Here is a 15544-nt window from a genome sequence, read left to right as displayed (position 1 = left end):
AAGCAGCCAAGAGAATGTCGATACCGCAGATTTTGAACAGTATTGCCGCAAAAAGTCCGGCCTTCGAAGCGGGGCACGTCTGGCTCGCGGGCGCAGGGCCGGGCGATGTGCGTTATCTGACGCTCGAAGTGGCGCTGGCACTCTCCCAGGCCGAGATCATCGTGCGTGATGCGCTGGTGAGTGACGATGTCGTGGCGCTCGGTCCCCAGGCGGAGATCGTCTTTGCCGGCAAGCGCGGTGGCAAGCCCTCTGCGACGCAGGACGATATTACCGCCTCGCTGATCGATTTCGCCCGGCAGGGAAAAAAGGTGCTGCGGCTGAAGGGCGGCGATCCCTTCATTTTTGGCCGTGGCGGCGAAGAAGCGGAGGCGCTGGTCCGTGCCGGCGTTCCGTTTCGCATATTGCCGGGCATGACATCTTCGCTGGCGGCGCTGGCTTCTGCGCGTATTCCAGCCACGATGCGTGGGATCAGTCGCGCCGTGACGCTCGCCACCGGTCATGCGGCTGGCACGGAGGAGGACCTGGACTGGCTGGCGCTGGCAAAAACACAGGAGCCGGTCGTCGTTTACATGGGTCTGAAGAATATCGGCGCAATTGCAAAGCTTCTGATGCAGGGCGGACGTGCGGCAACGACGCCGGTCGCTGTCATCATGTCGGCGACAACTGAACAAGAGCGCATCTTTATTAGCAAGCTGGAAAGCATAGCTGGCGATGCAATGCGGGAAAATTTCGAAGCGCCGGCCTTGATCGTCATCGGAGAGATTGTGTCGATGCGCGAGCGGCTGGGAGTTTCGCAGGCATGACGGCACGGGCGATCATCATCGGCGCGCCGCGCTCGGGATCCGGCAAGACCAGCGTGACCATCGGCCTGCTGCGGGCTTTCGCCAGACGCGGCATCAAGGTACGCGGCATCAAGACGGGACCAGATTACATAGACCCGGGTTTCCATGCCTTCGCCACCGGCTCATCAGGTCTTAATCTGGATAGCTGGGCAATGAGGCCAGAGCTGCTGCGGCACCTGTTTTCACAGCACACGCAGGACGCCGATCTCATTCTGATCGAGAGCGCGATGGGCCTGTTCGACGGCATTCCGGTGGCGGAAAACCGTACCGGTTCGGCTGCGGATCTGGCACGGCTATTCGGCATTCCCGTGCTGCTGGTCCTCGATGTGTCCGGTCAGTCGCAGACCGCCGCCGCCGTTGCTCACGGTTTTGCCCATTACGATCCCGCCGTAACCATGGCGGCGGTGGTGCTGAACCGGGCCGGCAGCGAAAGGCACAGGCTCCTGTGTACGGAAGCCATCGAAAAAATCGGATTGCCGGTTGCCGGATGCGTGCTGCGCGATCCCTCCCTCATCCTGCCGGAACGTCACCTGGGTCTCGTGCAGGCGAGCGAACATCCGGAAATCGATGCACATATCGAAAAGCTCGCGGACGCGATGGAAAAATCCATCGATCTCGATGCCGTGTTGTCACTTGCTGCACCGGTCGAGCTGTCTCCGGGTTTGAAAACAGCAGCCATCGCGCCGCCCGGCCAGCGCATTGCGCTGGCGGAAGATGCAGCTTTCACCTTCCTTTACCCGCATCTCAAGAAGCACTGGCATGCATCCGGCGCCGAAATCGTGCCTTTTTCTCCGCTCGCCGATGAGGCTCCGGACGGGAGCTGTGATATCTGCTGGCTGCCCGGCGGGTATCCCGAGCTTTTTGCCGGAAAACTCGCGAATGCCGCTGTTTTCAAGGCCGGCATTACCCGCTTTGCCGCGACAAAGCCCGTGCATGGCGAGTGCGGTGGTTACATGGTGATGGGGGCGGCGCTGGAGGATGCCGATGGGGTGACCCATGCCATGACAGGGCTGTTGTCGCATGCCACCAGCTTTGCCACGCGCAAGATGAATCTCGGCTACCGGCAGGCAACAATTGCGGTGAATGGTCCGCTCGGATCGGCAGGGGAAGTTCTGCGCGGCCATGAATTCCATTATGCGCGGGTCATCGACCCCGGCCAAGACGCGCCTTTTGCTGAGATAGCCGACGGGCAGGGTCGCCCGCTCGGGCCATCGGGCGGCAGGCGAGGCCTCGTTTCGGGCACGTTTTTCCATGCCATTGCCCGGGGCGGTTGATCCCCGTGCGGCAAAGTGGAGCAAGCTGTGAAAGTTTGTAGGCTCCGACCGTGAGAAAGTGTTATAGGGTCCTCTCAGAGGGCATGGAAAGACGGAAATACTTCCGGCGCTCCATGTTCCGTGAAGTCCGGGCCGGAAGCCGTTCTGTCTGCCGCGGCCCGGATTTGCTATCGCGCATTTATCTCGAGCGTGCCTACCGATGACGAAACCCGGATTTTTTCTCTCCGCCGCTCTGGCTGCATCCGTTCTGCTCGCTCCTTTCGGTGTCGGGTTCGATGGTGTGGCTGCTCATGGCGGCGAAGATTATGCGACGCTGGAAAAGCTCGGTGCGGCGCTCTTTGACGATCCCAATCTTTCCATGAACCGAACGATGGCCTGTTCCACCTGCCATATGCAGGCGGCGGGTTTTTCCGATGGACGGGAAAACGACAAGGTTGGGCGCGATGTTTCGCTCGGCGATGACGGTTTCTCACTGGGCGACCGCAACGCGCCGACCGCGGCCTACGCCCGGTTCTCACCGCCTTTCGGCAGGAATGCGGCGGGAGAGTATGTGGGTGGCCAGTTCTGGGACGGCCGCGCCTCGCTGCTGGAGGATCAGGCAGGTGGACCGCCGCTCAACCCCGTCGAAATGGGTATGCCGGACAAGCCCTCGGTCGTGAAGCGACTCAAGGAGAATCCGGATTATGTCGCGGCGTTCGGCACGCAGTTCGGCAAGGATGTTTTTGAGAACGACGACACCGCCTATGCCGCAATGACGAAGGCGCTGGCGAGCTTTGAGCGATCGGACGAGTTCTCGACCTTCGATTCCAGATATGACCGCTTCCTGCGTGGCGAGGAAAAGCTGACTGATCAGGAAGAGCTGGGGCGGGTTCTTATCTCCTCGACGCAATTCACCAATTGCAATACCTGCCACGAAATCCGGGGCGCCAAGGGTCTGGAAGACGGCCTCTTCACCAACCACAAATATTTCAACATCGGCGTGCCCGCCAATACACCTGTCCGGGCCGTAAATGGCTCGAAGCCGGGCGCAGTCGATCTCGGTCTTGCGCAGAATCCGATCGTCGCCGGTGATCCGGCTGAGCGCGGCAAATTCAAGGTGCCGACGTTGCGCAACGTCGCCGTGACCGGCCCTTACATGCACAATGGCGTGTTCAAGGATCTGCGCACGGTCGTGCTGTTTTACGTGAAATATAAGAGCAAGAAGCCGAGCCGTCAGATCAATCCTGAAACCGGCAGGGCCTGGGACGCGCCTGAGGTGCCTGAGAATATCGCCATGGCGGAACTGACATCAGCGCCGGCGCTGGACGACAAGCGGGTCGACGCCATTGTCGCGTTTCTGAAGACACTGACCGACAGGCGCTACGAGCATCTTCTTACGAAGGAAAACGGGCAGACGGCTATGCCGTCTGCCCAGCCTGTATCAAGCCTTACGCCGAAAGCGCCTTGAATTCGGCAAGAACCGCATCACCCATTTCGGACGTGCCGACCTGGCGGCTGCCTTCTGCCATGATGTCGGCGGTGCGGATGCCATTGTCGAGCACGTTTGCAATCGCTGTCTCGAGTTTCGTTGCCTCATCCACCATGTTGAACGAGTAGCGAAGGCACATGGCGAAGGACGCGATCATGGCGATGGGGTTGGCGATGCCCTTGCCGGCAATGTCAGGCGCCGAGCCGTGGACCGGCTCGTACATCGCCTTGCGTTTGCCGGTCTTGGCGTCCGGTGCGCCAAGCGAGGCGGAAGGCAGCATGCCAAGCGAGCCGGTGAGCATGGCGGCGACGTCGGAAAGCATGTCGCCGAAGAGATTGTCGGTGACGATAACGTCGAACTGCTTGGGTTTGCGCACCAGCTGCATGCCGCCGGCATCCGCCAGCATATGCTCCAGCTGAACATCCCTGTACTTTGCAGCATGGGTTTCGGTAACCACCTGGTTCCACAGCACGCCCGATTTCATCACGTTGCGCTTTTCCATCGAGCAGACGCGGTTGTCGCGGGTGCGGGCCAGCTCGAAAGCGACACTGGCGATACGCTCGATCTCGAAGGTGTCATAGATCTGGGTGTCGATACCGCGCTTCTGGCCGTTGCCGAGGTCGATGATCTGCTTTGGTTCACCGAAATAAACGCCGCCCGTCAGCTCGCGAACGATGAGGATATCGAGACCTTCGACAAGTTCCGGCTTCAGGGAGGAAGCGGCGGCGAGTGCCGGGTAGCAGATGGCGGGGCGCAGATTGGCGAAAAGTTCAAGATCCTTGCGCAGGCGAAGAAGGCCGGCTTCCGGGCGATGCTCATAGGGAACGCCATCCCATTTCGGGCCGCCGACGGCGCCGAACAGGATAGCATCGGCAGCGAGCGCCTTTTCCATGTCCGCATCGGAAATCGCAACGCCATGGGCGTCATAGGCGGAACCCCCGACCAAGCCTTCGGAGACTGTGAAACCGGCACCTTCAGCGCTGTTCATATAGTCGATCAGCTTGCGGACTTCGGCCATGGCCTCAGGGCCGATACCATCACCGGGCAGAAGGAAAAGCGAACGAACTGTCATAGGAACCCTCCTTGGGCGGCGCGCCGGAAAACATCCAGAAGGGATGATGGCGAGCGCGGCGTCAAACTCATTCCGTCCTGCATCTGCAAAGTCTTATTGCAACCGGACGGGATCGGGGGCTTCTTATCTCTGCCTCAGGGGCTTTTCAAGCAAAGCAAAAGCCGATCCGGTACGGTTTTGTACGGGATCGGCTTTTTAGTCTTTTACCTTGACGCATTTTCCTGACAGGTCCCGCTTGTGCGAATGCCCGGCGTAGAAAGTGGGATCAGGCCCAGGGCCGCGCGGAGGCGTTGGTCTTTTCGAAGGTATCGATTGCGCCGCGATGTTCCAGCGTCAGGCCAATATCGTCGAGGCCATTCAGCATGCAGTGACGCTTGAACTCATCGATCTCAAAACTGATCGTACCGCCGTCGGGACCGCTGATCTCCTGACGTTCAAGATCGATGGAAAGAACGGCGTTTGATCCGCGCGATGCGTCGTCCAGCAGCTTTTCCAGGTTCTCCGGGCTGACGACAACCGGAAGAATGCCGTTCTTGAAACAGTTATTGTAAAAAATATCCGCAAAGCTGGTGGAGATCACGCAGCGGATGCCAAAATCGAGCAGCGCCCAGGGTGCGTGTTCGCGCGATGAGCCGCAGCCGAAATTATCGCCGGCGACGAGGATCTGGGCGTTCTGATAGGCGGGCTTGTTCAGCACGAAATCGGGATTGGGCGAACCGTCTTCGAGATACCGGGATTCAGCAAAAAGGCCCTTGCCAAGACCGGTGCGCTTGATGGTCTTCAGATAATCTTTCGGAATGATCATATCGGTGTCGATATTGACGACCGGCATGGGCGCGGCAACGCCTGTCAGCTTGGTGAATTTTTCCATCTGTCGCTTCCCGTGTTTCCCTGAACAAAATCTGGCGCTGGCTAAAGCCGGCCGGAGTTAACTGGGGAAATACTGCAAAAAGGGTCGCTTTAGAAGCGCAAACCCGCATTCATCGGTACGCCTTGCGCGCACCGCCGGTGCTTTTTCCGAATTCATCGACCTCAGAGATCGATAATCGTACCCTTACCATCGTTCCAGACGCGCATGTCGCGCTGGCTGCGGGGCTTCACAGGGATCGGAGCCGGCTTCAGACGCGCGGACAGGAGGCGGGCTGCGCTGAGAACCGCGAGCACGCCAATGAAAGCGACCGTAAGCGACGCCGTGAAAAGAGCGGCCATGGCCAGAATTGCAATGCCGGATGCGGCGATGAAAAACGAACGTATGCCTTGCATGATCCAAACCTTTCTTTCCAGACGAATGTGGGCCTTCTTCTTCCGGCTTGCAAGAGGATTCAGTGGATTGTCGGCTTGCAGATGTCACAAAAGCTTGACACAAGTGCGGCATGGTCAGTTTTTCCGAAAATATTCCTGTCCAACCGCGCCGTTCGCTGCTTTCTGTCCCCGCGATCAACGTCCGGGCGCTGGAGAAAATTCGAGATCTCGATTGTGACGGGGTGATCCTCGATCTGGAAGATTCGGTAGCGCCCGACATGAAGGGCAAGGCGCGGGAGAATCTGAAAACCTTGTTTTCGGAAGCCCCTTTTTTCGGCGGCGAGACCATTATTCGCATCAATCCCCTCTCCACATCTGAGGGGAAGGCGGATCTGCAGCTTGTTCTTTCCTGTCGGCCGAACGCAGTCCTGCTGCCGAAGGTGGAACAGCCGGCGGATATCAATGACGTGGCCGATCTTCTGGCCGAAGCAGATGCGCCCGAAGCCCTGAAAATCTGGGCGATGATCGAGACGCCGCTCGGTGTCCTGAACGCCGCCTCGATTGCAGACGCGGCCCACACGCCGGATGCACGGCTGGCGGCTTTTGTCATCGGACTGAACGACCTCCGCAAGGAAACGCGCGTTCCAGCGCTGACAGACCGCATGTATCTCGTACCCTGGATGATGCAGGTTGTGCTTGCCGCCCGTGCGTACCGTCTGGAAGTCATCGACAGCGTTTCAAACGACTTTCGTGACATCGAGGCCTTCGAAGCTGAATGCGAACAGGGGCGCGCCATGGGGTTCGATGGCAAGATGTTGATCCATCCTGCTCAGATCGAGCCGGCTAACCGGCGTTTCGCCCCGGACGAGACTGCGGTCGCGGAAGCGCGTGAGATCATTGCGGCTTTCGCAAAACCGGAATATGCGAAATTGAATGTCATCAACATGAATGGTCGGATGATAGAACGGCTGCATGTAAACCAGGCCGAAAGACTGGTCGCCATGGCCGATATCATCGCACAAAGAAAGGCAAATAAGACGTGAAGGTCTATCGTTTCATCACCGGACCGGACGACGCGAAATTCTGTCACCGGGTTACCGAGGCGCTGAACAAAGGCTGGGAACTCGCGGGTTCGCCAAGCTATGCCTTTAATGCGGCAAGTGGCGTCATGCATTGCGGCCAGGCCGTGACCAAGGTGGTCGAGGGCAAGGAATACCATCCCGACATGAAGCTCGGCGAGCAGTAAGCAGTCATGGCCGCCCCGATCAGCGATCGGCGGCGGCCTCGTCGGCGCTTTCTTCAATCCGCTCCATGTCGTCATCAGACAGGCCGAAATGATGGCCAATCTCGTGGATGAGGACATGAGTGATGATATCACCCAGCGTTTCCTCGTTCTCGGCCCAGTAGTCTAGAATGGGACGTCGATAAAGCGTGATACGGTTTACCATCTCGCCCGTTTCCATGGTGAAACGTTCGGAGATGCCCCGGCCCTCGAAAAGCCCCAAGAGATCGAAAGGCGTTTCGAGCGCCATGTCTTCGAAGACATCGTCGGTCGGGAAATCGGCGATCTCGATGATGAGATCTTTCGTCAGTGCGCGAAATTCTTCCGGCAGGTGGCCATAGGCCTCGATCGCAAGCGATTCGAAGGCGGAAAGTGTCGGCGCATGGCGGTCCCGCCAATCGTCGGTCTGGTCTATGCGGGCCATTTCTGCTCCTTGTTGGAAGGCCCATATAAACACTTGCTGGGCAAATTTCGAGACCTGACTGCCGCGCCTGCCGAAAAAGCATGAAATTCTTGGCGTTACAGTTACTTTTCAAGCCGTCTTCATCTTGACATAAACCGGCGTCTCGCGTAATCGGCACCCAAATTGATGGCGTAGTGCGCCTTCTTTTAAATACCGCCTTCAAAAAGGCGGCTTCACCGGCAGACATTCAAAGGGCATCCTGTCCCGACGGGTTTCTACCAAATTCCGACTGATAAAAAGACGGCCAGCTTGCTTAGGCGGGCAGAGCCGGAACGAACATGAAAGGATAAAAAATGTTCGCAGTCATCAAGACCGGCGGTAAGCAGTACCGCGTAGCGGCCGACGCCGTGCTGACCATCGAAAAGCTGGAAGCAGAGGCAGGCGCAACTGTAGAATTCACCGAAGTTCTCGTTGTTGGCGAAGGTGCCGACGCCAAGTTCGGTGCTCCCTTCGTCAAGGGTGCCATCGTCAAGGCGGAAGTTGTCGAGCACAACCGCGGCAAGAAGGTCATCGCCTTCAAGAAGCGTCGTCGTCAGAACTCCAAGCGTTCGCGCGGCCATCGTCAGCATCACACTGTCGTCCGCATCACGGACATCGTTGCTGCCTGATCGGCGCGACACGGGAAACAAGGTTTAAAGGAGAACTCCAATGGCACACAAAAAAGCTGGCGGTTCCTCGCGTAACGGTCGCGATTCCGAATCCAAGCGCCTTGGCGTAAAGAAGTTCGGCGGCGAAGCTGTCATTCCAGGCAACATTATTCTGCGTCAGCGCGGCACGCAGTGGCATCCCGGCGCCAATGTTGGCATGGGCAAGGACCACACGATTTTCGCACTGACCGCAGGTAACGTGAACTTCCGTACGAAGGCCAATGGCCGCGTATTCGTATCCGTGGCACCGAAAGCGGAAGCCGCAGAATAAGCCGGTAAGCGTCATATGCAGCCGGTGTCCCATCGACCCGGCTGAGGCGTATCAGGTTCAGTCAAGAAAACAGGGGAGATGGGGCACCACCCAACTCCCCTTTTTCTTTAACCCCAAGGAGGGACTGAACCATGCAAGCTGAATTGTTGAGGGTTGACCAATCACGGTCACCCGAGGAACGGCCGAGGCCCGATCGGTCGAGGAGCGATTGCCCCGTTTTACTGTCGCAGAGGCTGGTTTTGCGCAAGCCTCACGAAGAAGACATCGACGCCCTTGCCCATCTTGCCAACAATGCCAATATCGCGACCATGGTATCGCGTATGCCGCACCCCTACACGGCCAAAGACGCCGCGGATTTTGTGCGACGCTCCAAAGCTGGCGAGATTGGCAAGTGCGTCTATGCGATTACCCGCATGGACAATGGCGAGTTTCTGGGCTGCTGCGCGCTCGAACCCCAGGAAGACGAAAAGACGCTGGAGATCGGTTACTGGCTGGGGGAACCCTACTGGAACCGGGGATACATGACCGAAGCGGCGCATGCGCTGATCGACATGGCCTTTCGTACGCGTGAAATCGACCAGATCGATGCCCGTTGCCGGGTCACCAACATCCCGTCGCGCCGTGTCATCCAGAAGTGCGGTTTCCAGTTCCAGGGCTCCGGCATGGTCGGTTCGCTGGCGCTCGGTGGCATGGTGCCGGTCGAATGGTACAGGCTGGACCGCAAGACCTGGGTTTCTCTGAAGAGCTGGGGGGACATGGGATGAGCACGCTCGAACTGAGCCGCCGCCGGGCGGCCCCTGCGATAGCGCCACCAGGCCCCTGCCCCGTCATCGAGACATCGCGTCTGGTGCTGCGCCCACAGCGCCTTTCCGATGCCGGCAGCATTGCGGAATCGCTTGGCGATTTTGCGGTAACGAAAATGCTGGCCCGCGTTCCCGCGCCTTACCACAAGCAGGATGCGCTGGAGTGGCTGGTGTTGCGCACCTCCGGCACCCTGCCTGACTGGGATTTCGCCATCACCAGCGGTGACGACACGCTGATTGGCGTCGTCTCGGTGGAATTGCGGCATGGCGAGTGGCATTTGGGCTACTGGCTCAACCGCTTCTACTGGGGCAAGGGCTACATGACCGAGGCGGTGGCCGCCGTCGTCGAGCGGTTCTTTCGCCGCATGCCGGGAGTGACCCTTCACTCCGGCGTGTTTGCGGATAACCCCGCCTCGCTGCGTGTGCAGGAGAAGCTCGGCTTCCGGGTGACCGGTTGTCACCAGATCTACGCCACGGCGCGTGCCGCCATGGTGGCGCATATCGACACGATGGTCACGGCTGAAGATTTCATTAAGCCGCATCGCATTTGAGGAGCATTACAAGGCCGGTTTGATCCAGACCGGCCTTGTCTCGCGCATGAGCTTCCCGCACGATAGTCTTTGACCTTGTGAAGAAGCGCTTGTATTCGAAACGACGATATTTTTGTTTGGCGCAGCACGATTGGTTGTTGTGCCCGCAAACCGACAGAACGGCAGTCCGATGAAATTTCTCGATGAAGCAAAAGTCTATATCAAGTCCGGTGATGGCGGCGCGGGTGCCGTGTCGTTCCGGCGTGAAAAATTCATCGAGTTCGGCGGCCCTGATGGTGGTGATGGCGGACGCGGCGGCGACGTCTGGGTTGAGGTGGTCAACGGTCTCAACACGCTGATCGACTTCCGTTTCCAGCAGCATTTCAAGGCCTCGATCGGCCAGCACGGCATGGGCAAGACCCGCACCGGCGCCAAGGGTTCCGACGTGGTGCTGCGGGTGCCTGTTGGCACGCAGATTTTTGAGGAAGACAACGAGACGCTGATCGTCGACCTCACCAAGGAGGGCCAGCGCTTTCGCCTGGCCGCGGGCGGCAATGGCGGTTTCGGCAATGCCTATTTCAAGTCATCCACCAATCAGGCGCCCACTCATGCCAATCCGGGTCTTCCGGGTGAAGAAAAGACGGTCTGGCTTCGTTTGAAGCTGATTGCCGACGCTGGTCTCGTTGGCCTGCCTAATGCGGGCAAGTCTACATTCCTTGCAACCGTGACGCGCGCGCGGCCAAAGATTGCCAACTATCCGTTCACCACGCTGCATCCGAACCTTGGTGTCGCGACCATCGATGGCCGTGAATTCGTGCTGGCCGATATTCCCGGATTGATTGAAGGCGCGCATGAGGGGGTCGGCATCGGTGACCGTTTCCTCGGCCATGTCGAGCGCACCCGCGTGCTTCTGCATCTCGTTTCCGCGCAGGAAGAGAAGGTCGGCAAGGCCTACAAAACCGTCAAAGCTGAACTCGATGCCTATGGTGGCGGACTGACAGACAAGCCGGAAATCGTCGCGCTGTCACAGATCGACGTGCTGGATGAAAAGGAACTGAAAAAGAAGGCCAAGGAACTGGAAAAGGCCTGCGGCCGTCCGCCGCTTCTTCTGTCCGCTGCCGCGCATATCGGCATGACGGAAGCCCTTCGCGCCCTTCGCGACATCATCGTGTCGGCAAGCAATGGCGGCGAAACCGCCCTTCCCGATCGGTCCATGCCGCATGAGAGCGAGGTCGAGGAAGAGGACGACCGCCTATGAGCCTGAAGCGCAAGCCGCTGGGCAGCCACCACCGGATCGTCATCAAGATCGGATCGGCGCTTCTGGTGGACCGCAAAAGCGGCCTGAAGAAAGACTGGTTGGATGCCATCTGCGAGGACATCGCGGCGCTGAAGAAAAACGGTGCGGATGTTCAGGTGGTGTCTTCGGGCGCTATCGCTCTTGGCCGCACTGTCCTCGGCCTGCCTTCGGGCGCGTTGAAGCTGGAGGAAAGCCAGGCGGCGGCGGCTGTCGGCCAGATTGCGCTGGCGCGGGCATGGTCGGAAAGCCTGTCGCGGCATGACATCGTTGCCGGCCAGATTTTGCTGACGCTGTCCGACACCGAAGAGCGTCGCCGTTATCTCAATGCGCGCGCCACCATCAACCAGCTTCTGAAGATCGGCGCTATTCCGATCATCAATGAAAACGACACGGTTGCGACTACCGAAATTCGTTATGGCGATAATGATCGCCTCGCTGCGCGCGTGGCGACCATGACGGGCGCCGATTTGCTGGTTCTGCTGTCGGATATTGACGGCTTGTACACAGCTCCGCCGCATCTCGATCCGGACGCCAAATTCCTTGACACGATTGCGGACATCACCCCCGAAATCGAAGCCATGGCAGGCGGCGCAGCTTCCGAGCTTTCGCGCGGCGGCATGCGCACCAAGATCGATGCGGGCAAGATTGCCACCGCTGCCGGCTGTGGCATGATCATCGCGTCAGGCAAGACGCTCAATCCGCTCAAGGCCATCGAAAACGGTGCGCGCTCCTCATGGTTCGCGCCATCCGGGACTCCGGTGACGGCACGCAAGACCTGGATTGCCGGGCAATTGCAGCCCGCTGGCGAAATCCATGTGGATGCCGGCGCGGAAAAGGCCCTTTATGCCGGTAAAAGCCTGCTTCCCGCTGGCGTGCGGCAGGTCAAGGGCAATTTCGGGCGCGGCGATGCCGTTGCCATCATCGGCTCGGAAGGCCGTGAGGTCGCGCGCGGTCTCGCGGGTTACGATGCGGAAGAGGCACGTCTCATCATCGGCCACAAGTCCAATGAGATTGAAGCGATCCTCGGTTATGTCGGACGGGCGGCGATGATCCATCGCGACGACCTCGTCATGACCGGGGCCGCCGTGAAAGTTAAGAGTGCAGAGAAGGATGAGGTCCATGCCTGAACAGGCCGTGAAGCAGAGCCATGATATTGACGCGCTGATGATGACCATCGGCGCTCATGCGAAAGCTGCTTCACGACCGTTGTCCATCGCTGGCGCGGACCAGAAGAACCGTGCGCTGCTTGTCATGGCCTCCGCCATTGAAGCCTCGAAAGAGGCGATCCTTGCTGCTAACCGCAAAGATCTAGCCGCGGCGGATCAGGCTGGTCTTGCGCCCTCCTTCATCGACAGGCTGACGCTCAATGATGACCGGATTGCCGGTATCGCTGAAGGCATTCGTTCCGTCGCGGCGCTGCCCGATCCGGTCGGTGAAGTCATCGCCGCATGGGACAGGCCCAATGGCCTGAAGATCGAGCGCGTGCGCACGCCGCTTGGCGTTATCGGTGTGATTTACGAAAGCCGCCCGAACGTGACGGCGGATGCCGGCGCGCTATGTCTCAAGGCGGGTAATGCCGTGATCCTGCGCGGCGGCTCGGATTCGCAACATTCATCGCGTGCTATCCATGCCTGCCTCGTGGAAGGTCTGAAGATCGCGGGTCTTCCCGAGCATGCCATTCAACTGGTACCGGTGACCGACCGCGCCGCCGTCGGCGCGCTTCTCAGCGGCCTGAATGGCACGGTTGACGTTATCGTCCCGCGCGGCGGCAAGAGCCTCGTGGCCCGGGTACAGTCGGAGGCCCGCGTGCCGGTTTTCGCGCATCTTGAGGGGATCTGCCACATCTATGTCGATAAATCCGCTGATCTCGACATGGCGAAACGCATCGTCGTCAACGCCAAAATGCGCCGTACCGGCATTTGCGGGGCGGCCGAAACGCTGCTGGTGGATGCTGCTGCCGTTTCCACGCATTTGCAGCCGCTCGTCAAGGCTCTGATGGAAGTCGGTTGTGAAGTGCGCGGTTCGCAGGCCGTACGCGAAGTGATGGCGGGTCTCGCGCCGGCAACGGAAGAGGACTGGCGCACCGAATATCTCGATGCAATCATTTCGGTCGCCGTGGTGGATGGCATCTCCGGTGCGATCGAACTTATCGGCACCTACTCTTCCAACCATACCGAGGCCGTTATCGCCGAGGATGCCGAGGTGGTGGCGCGATTCTTCAACGAACTTGATTCGGCCATTCTGCTGCACAATGCCTCGACCCAATTTGCCGATGGCGGTGAATTCGGCATGGGCGCTGAAATCGGCATCGCCACCGGCAAGATGCATGCGCGAGGCCCCGTCGGCGTCGAGCAGCTTACCTCGTTCAAATACCGTGTGCATGGCACCGGCCAGACACGGACCTGATATTTGCCGGCCGATAAGCGCCTCGACAGACGTTATCTCACCATGCCGCATGTGGAGCGCGGCATGGTTGTCGGGCTGTTCGGCGGTTCTTTTAATCCGCCGCATGCCGGTCACGCGCTTGTTGCAGAGATTGCGCTGCGCAGGCTCGGTCTCGATCAGCTGTGGTGGATGGTGACGCCAGGCAATCCGTTGAAAAGCCGCTCAGAACTGGCCTCTCTCGAAGATCGCATCGCTGCCTGCGAAAAGCTCGTTCACGATCCTCGCATCAAGGTCACGGCTTTCGAAAAATCGCTAGGCATAAGCTATACCGCTAATACGCTCGCCAAGGTGAAGGCGAAAAATCCGCACGTGCGCTTCATCTGGATTATGGGTGCCGATAATCTCAGGAGTTTCCATCACTGGCAGAAATGGCGCACGATTGCTGAGACTTTCCCGATTGCGGTGATCGACAGGCCGGGTTCGACGCTTTCCTACCTCTCCTCCACCATGGCGCAGGCCTTCAGCCAGGCGCGGATCGATGAGGACGATGCCGGTGTTTTATGGAAAAAACCAGCGCCCGCCTGGGTTTTCATTCATGGACCGCGTTCCACGCTCAGCTCCACTGCGCTACGTAACGGCCGCAAATGACACGGCCGATCACAAATGATGTATGTGGCCGCCGTCGAAGGCTCCATATCTTGAAAAGTTAATGCTTTGATGCCACCTTCATTGTGTGACGCAGAGAATCGCGTCGCGCAGTGCCTGTTTTGTCATTCTTGGAAAGGAAAACCTCTGACAACAGTACACGCCAAGGGAAGAGCATTCGTTGCTATCCCGAAGGGCCAGGACAGTGGCGCCGATGCCGCCGGCCATGCCCTCGACACCGTCCTCGCGAGCCTCGAGGACTCCAAGGCTGAAGATATCGTCTCTCTCAACATTGCCGGAAAATCGGCGCTTGCGGACTACATGGTTGTGGTTTCCGGGCGGTCGAACAGGCATGTCTCGGCGATTTGCGAGCATCTTCTGAAAGACATGAAGGATGAAGGGTTCGGAAACGCCCGCGTCGAAGGTCTTGAGACCGGCGACTGGGTGCTCATCGATACCGGCGATATCATCGTTCATGTGTTCCGACCGGAAATCCGCGCTTTCTACAACATCGAAAAAATGTGGGCGACGCCGGACATGCCGGAAGAGACACTGCATTGATGCGGTGAGCCTTTGAGCGAAGGCATCGTTTTTGCCGAAGATCGCCTGTGACTTCGGAGCGATGCTTCTGGCCGGAAATCAGGTCGGCCGCATAGGAATCCGCGCGCTATGCTGTTAAGAGCGTGGCCCGTTGGGCTACGACACGTGCAGGTTTGCGATGCGGCTTTCAATTTTTGCGGTGGGACGGCTGAAATCCGGCCCCGAAAAGGATCTTGCGACCCGTTATATCGAGCGCCTCGCCAAGACTGGCCCGGCGGTCGGGCTGGAATTTTCGCGGGTCATCGAAGTCGCGGAAAGTCGTGCATCAAACGCAGAAACCCGCAAGCGCGAAGAGGCGGCGATGCTGGAAAAGCATCTTTCCGATGGCGCAGTGCTCATCTTACTCGATGAGCGTGGTAAGGCGCTCGACAGCCCGGCCTTTGCGTCCTTTTTCGGTGATCTGCGCGACAGCGGCAAGCGCGAACTTGTTATCGCCATCGGCGGGGCCGATGGTCTCGATCCCGGCCTTTATGACAGGGCGACAGCCGTTCTCAATCTCGGCAAACTGACATGGCCGCATCAGATTGTCCGCATTCTGATTGCCGAGCAGCTTTACCGCGCCGTTACCATCCTATCCGGTCACCCCTATCACCGGGTATAACGCGTGGACGGATGCGGGTGCCGTCGCAATTTCAACATGAAGCTCGGCGACACGGCTGACATGGGCATGGTCGTCGGCCGCCCCTTACAGGCCTCTTGGAAGATCGCGGTAAAATCCCTAAT

19 protein-coding genes are annotated in these 15544 nt (G+C 59.1%); 15 read left to right on the top strand and 4 right to left on the bottom strand.

What is annotated here, in order from left to right; translation table 11 throughout:
- Positions 1 to 14: 14 nt before the first annotated feature.
- The 3 genes from cobA (at position 15) to AGR2A_RS01220 (ending at position 3563) form a co-directional block, all read left to right on the top strand.
- Entirely contained in the window at positions 15 to 803 is a 789-nt protein-coding gene (cobA, locus tag AGR2A_RS01230) for a uroporphyrinogen-III C-methyltransferase (protein ID WP_037090094.1), read from the top strand.
- Entirely contained in the window at positions 800 to 2116 is a 1317-nt protein-coding gene (locus AGR2A_RS01225) for a cobyrinate a,c-diamide synthase (RefSeq protein ID WP_072495195.1), read from the top strand. The genes cobA and AGR2A_RS01225 overlap by 4 nt, the downstream gene beginning before the upstream one ends.
- Positions 2117 to 2315: 199 nt before the next feature.
- Positions 2316 to 3563, top strand: coding sequence for a cytochrome-c peroxidase (locus AGR2A_RS01220; protein ID WP_072495194.1), 1248 nt, complete (start codon positions 2316 to 2318; stop codon positions 3561 to 3563).
- On the opposite strand, the gene leuB is transcribed toward AGR2A_RS01220, so the two are convergent.
- The 3 genes from leuB to AGR2A_RS01205 all read right to left on the bottom strand — a co-directional run bounded on the left by leuB (position 3544) and on the right by AGR2A_RS01205 (position 5919).
- Positions 3544 to 4656: a 3-isopropylmalate dehydrogenase gene (gene leuB / locus AGR2A_RS01215; RefSeq protein ID WP_072495193.1), complete on the bottom strand. Its 1113-nt coding sequence runs from the start codon at positions 4654 to 4656 to the stop codon at positions 3544 to 3546. The two genes, AGR2A_RS01220 and leuB, sit on opposite strands and share 20 nt — an antisense overlap.
- A gap of 265 nt (positions 4657 to 4921) precedes the next feature.
- Positions 4922 to 5527, bottom strand: coding sequence for a 3-isopropylmalate dehydratase small subunit (gene leuD, locus AGR2A_RS01210; RefSeq protein WP_006698323.1), 606 nt, complete (start codon positions 5525 to 5527; stop codon positions 4922 to 4924).
- A gap of 161 nt (positions 5528 to 5688) precedes the next feature.
- Complete coding sequence (locus AGR2A_RS01205; RefSeq protein ID WP_006698322.1) at positions 5689 to 5919, bottom strand: hypothetical protein; 231 nt, start codon at positions 5917 to 5919, stop codon at positions 5689 to 5691.
- 110 nt (positions 5920 to 6029) lie between these two features.
- On the opposite strand from AGR2A_RS01205, the gene AGR2A_RS01200 reads away from it, so the two are divergent.
- Positions 6030 to 6941, top strand: a complete 912-nt coding sequence (locus AGR2A_RS01200; protein WP_072495192.1) for an HpcH/HpaI aldolase/citrate lyase family protein — start codon at positions 6030 to 6032, stop codon at positions 6939 to 6941.
- Positions 6938 to 7144 (top strand): DUF1737 domain-containing protein, encoded by a 207-nt coding sequence (locus AGR2A_RS01195; protein ID WP_003505258.1) that lies wholly within the window; start codon positions 6938 to 6940, stop codon positions 7142 to 7144. The genes AGR2A_RS01200 and AGR2A_RS01195 overlap by 4 nt, the downstream gene beginning before the upstream one ends.
- 19 nt (positions 7145 to 7163) lie before the next feature.
- Here the strand turns inward: AGR2A_RS01195 and AGR2A_RS01190 are convergent, their stop codons facing one another.
- Positions 7164 to 7604 (bottom strand): metallopeptidase family protein, encoded by a 441-nt coding sequence (locus AGR2A_RS01190; RefSeq protein ID WP_003520258.1) that lies wholly within the window; start codon positions 7602 to 7604, stop codon positions 7164 to 7166.
- Between the two features lie 332 nt (positions 7605 to 7936).
- Between AGR2A_RS01190 and rplU the strand changes: the two genes are divergently transcribed.
- From rplU to rlmH, 10 genes are all read left to right on the top strand, one after another.
- The gene (gene rplU, locus AGR2A_RS01185; protein ID WP_003492690.1) at positions 7937 to 8251 is read left to right on the top strand and encodes a 50S ribosomal protein L21; all 315 of its coding nucleotides are present in this window, start codon (positions 7937 to 7939) and stop codon (positions 8249 to 8251) included.
- Positions 8252 to 8291: 40 nt separating this feature from the next.
- Positions 8292 to 8561, top strand: coding sequence for a 50S ribosomal protein L27 (gene rpmA / locus AGR2A_RS01180; protein WP_004444127.1), 270 nt, complete (start codon positions 8292 to 8294; stop codon positions 8559 to 8561).
- Positions 8562 to 8692: 131 nt separating this feature from the next.
- Positions 8693 to 9325, top strand: coding sequence for a GNAT family N-acetyltransferase (locus AGR2A_RS01175; protein ID WP_004444125.1), 633 nt, complete (start codon positions 8693 to 8695; stop codon positions 9323 to 9325).
- Entirely contained in the window at positions 9322 to 9915 is a 594-nt protein-coding gene (locus AGR2A_RS01170; RefSeq protein WP_004444123.1) for a GNAT family N-acetyltransferase, read from the top strand. The genes AGR2A_RS01175 and AGR2A_RS01170 overlap by 4 nt, the downstream gene beginning before the upstream one ends.
- Positions 9916 to 10084: 169 nt before the next feature.
- Positions 10085 to 11152 (top strand): GTPase ObgE, encoded by a 1068-nt coding sequence (obgE, locus tag AGR2A_RS01165; RefSeq protein WP_004444121.1) that lies wholly within the window; start codon positions 10085 to 10087, stop codon positions 11150 to 11152.
- Positions 11149 to 12318, top strand: coding sequence for a glutamate 5-kinase (gene proB / locus AGR2A_RS01160; RefSeq protein ID WP_072495191.1), 1170 nt, complete (start codon positions 11149 to 11151; stop codon positions 12316 to 12318). Before obgE ends, proB begins: the two co-directional genes overlap by 4 nt.
- Positions 12311 to 13597, top strand: a complete 1287-nt coding sequence (locus AGR2A_RS01155; RefSeq protein WP_072495190.1) for a glutamate-5-semialdehyde dehydrogenase — start codon at positions 12311 to 12313, stop codon at positions 13595 to 13597. The genes proB and AGR2A_RS01155 overlap by 8 nt, the downstream gene beginning before the upstream one ends.
- A 42-nt stretch (positions 13598 to 13639) precedes the next feature.
- Positions 13640 to 14224: a nicotinate-nucleotide adenylyltransferase gene (locus AGR2A_RS01150; protein WP_072495248.1), complete on the top strand. Its 585-nt coding sequence runs from the start codon at positions 13640 to 13642 to the stop codon at positions 14222 to 14224.
- Positions 14225 to 14293: 69 nt separating this feature from the next.
- A complete protein-coding gene (gene rsfS / locus AGR2A_RS01145) occupies positions 14294 to 14782 on the top strand; it encodes a ribosome silencing factor (RefSeq protein ID WP_006698315.1) in 489 nt (162 codons plus the stop codon).
- A 157-nt stretch (positions 14783 to 14939) separates the two neighbouring features.
- A complete protein-coding gene (rlmH, locus tag AGR2A_RS01140; RefSeq protein ID WP_072495189.1) occupies positions 14940 to 15422 on the top strand; it encodes a 23S rRNA (pseudouridine(1915)-N(3))-methyltransferase RlmH in 483 nt (160 codons plus the stop codon).
- Positions 15423 to 15544 lie beyond the last annotated feature (122 nt).

Source organism: Agrobacterium genomosp. 2 str. CFBP 5494, assembly GCF_900013495.1.
In the GTDB taxonomy this organism is placed as follows: Bacteria; Pseudomonadota; Alphaproteobacteria; order Rhizobiales; family Rhizobiaceae; genus Agrobacterium; species Agrobacterium pusense.
This window is presented reverse-complemented; position numbering and strand designations above follow the sequence as displayed.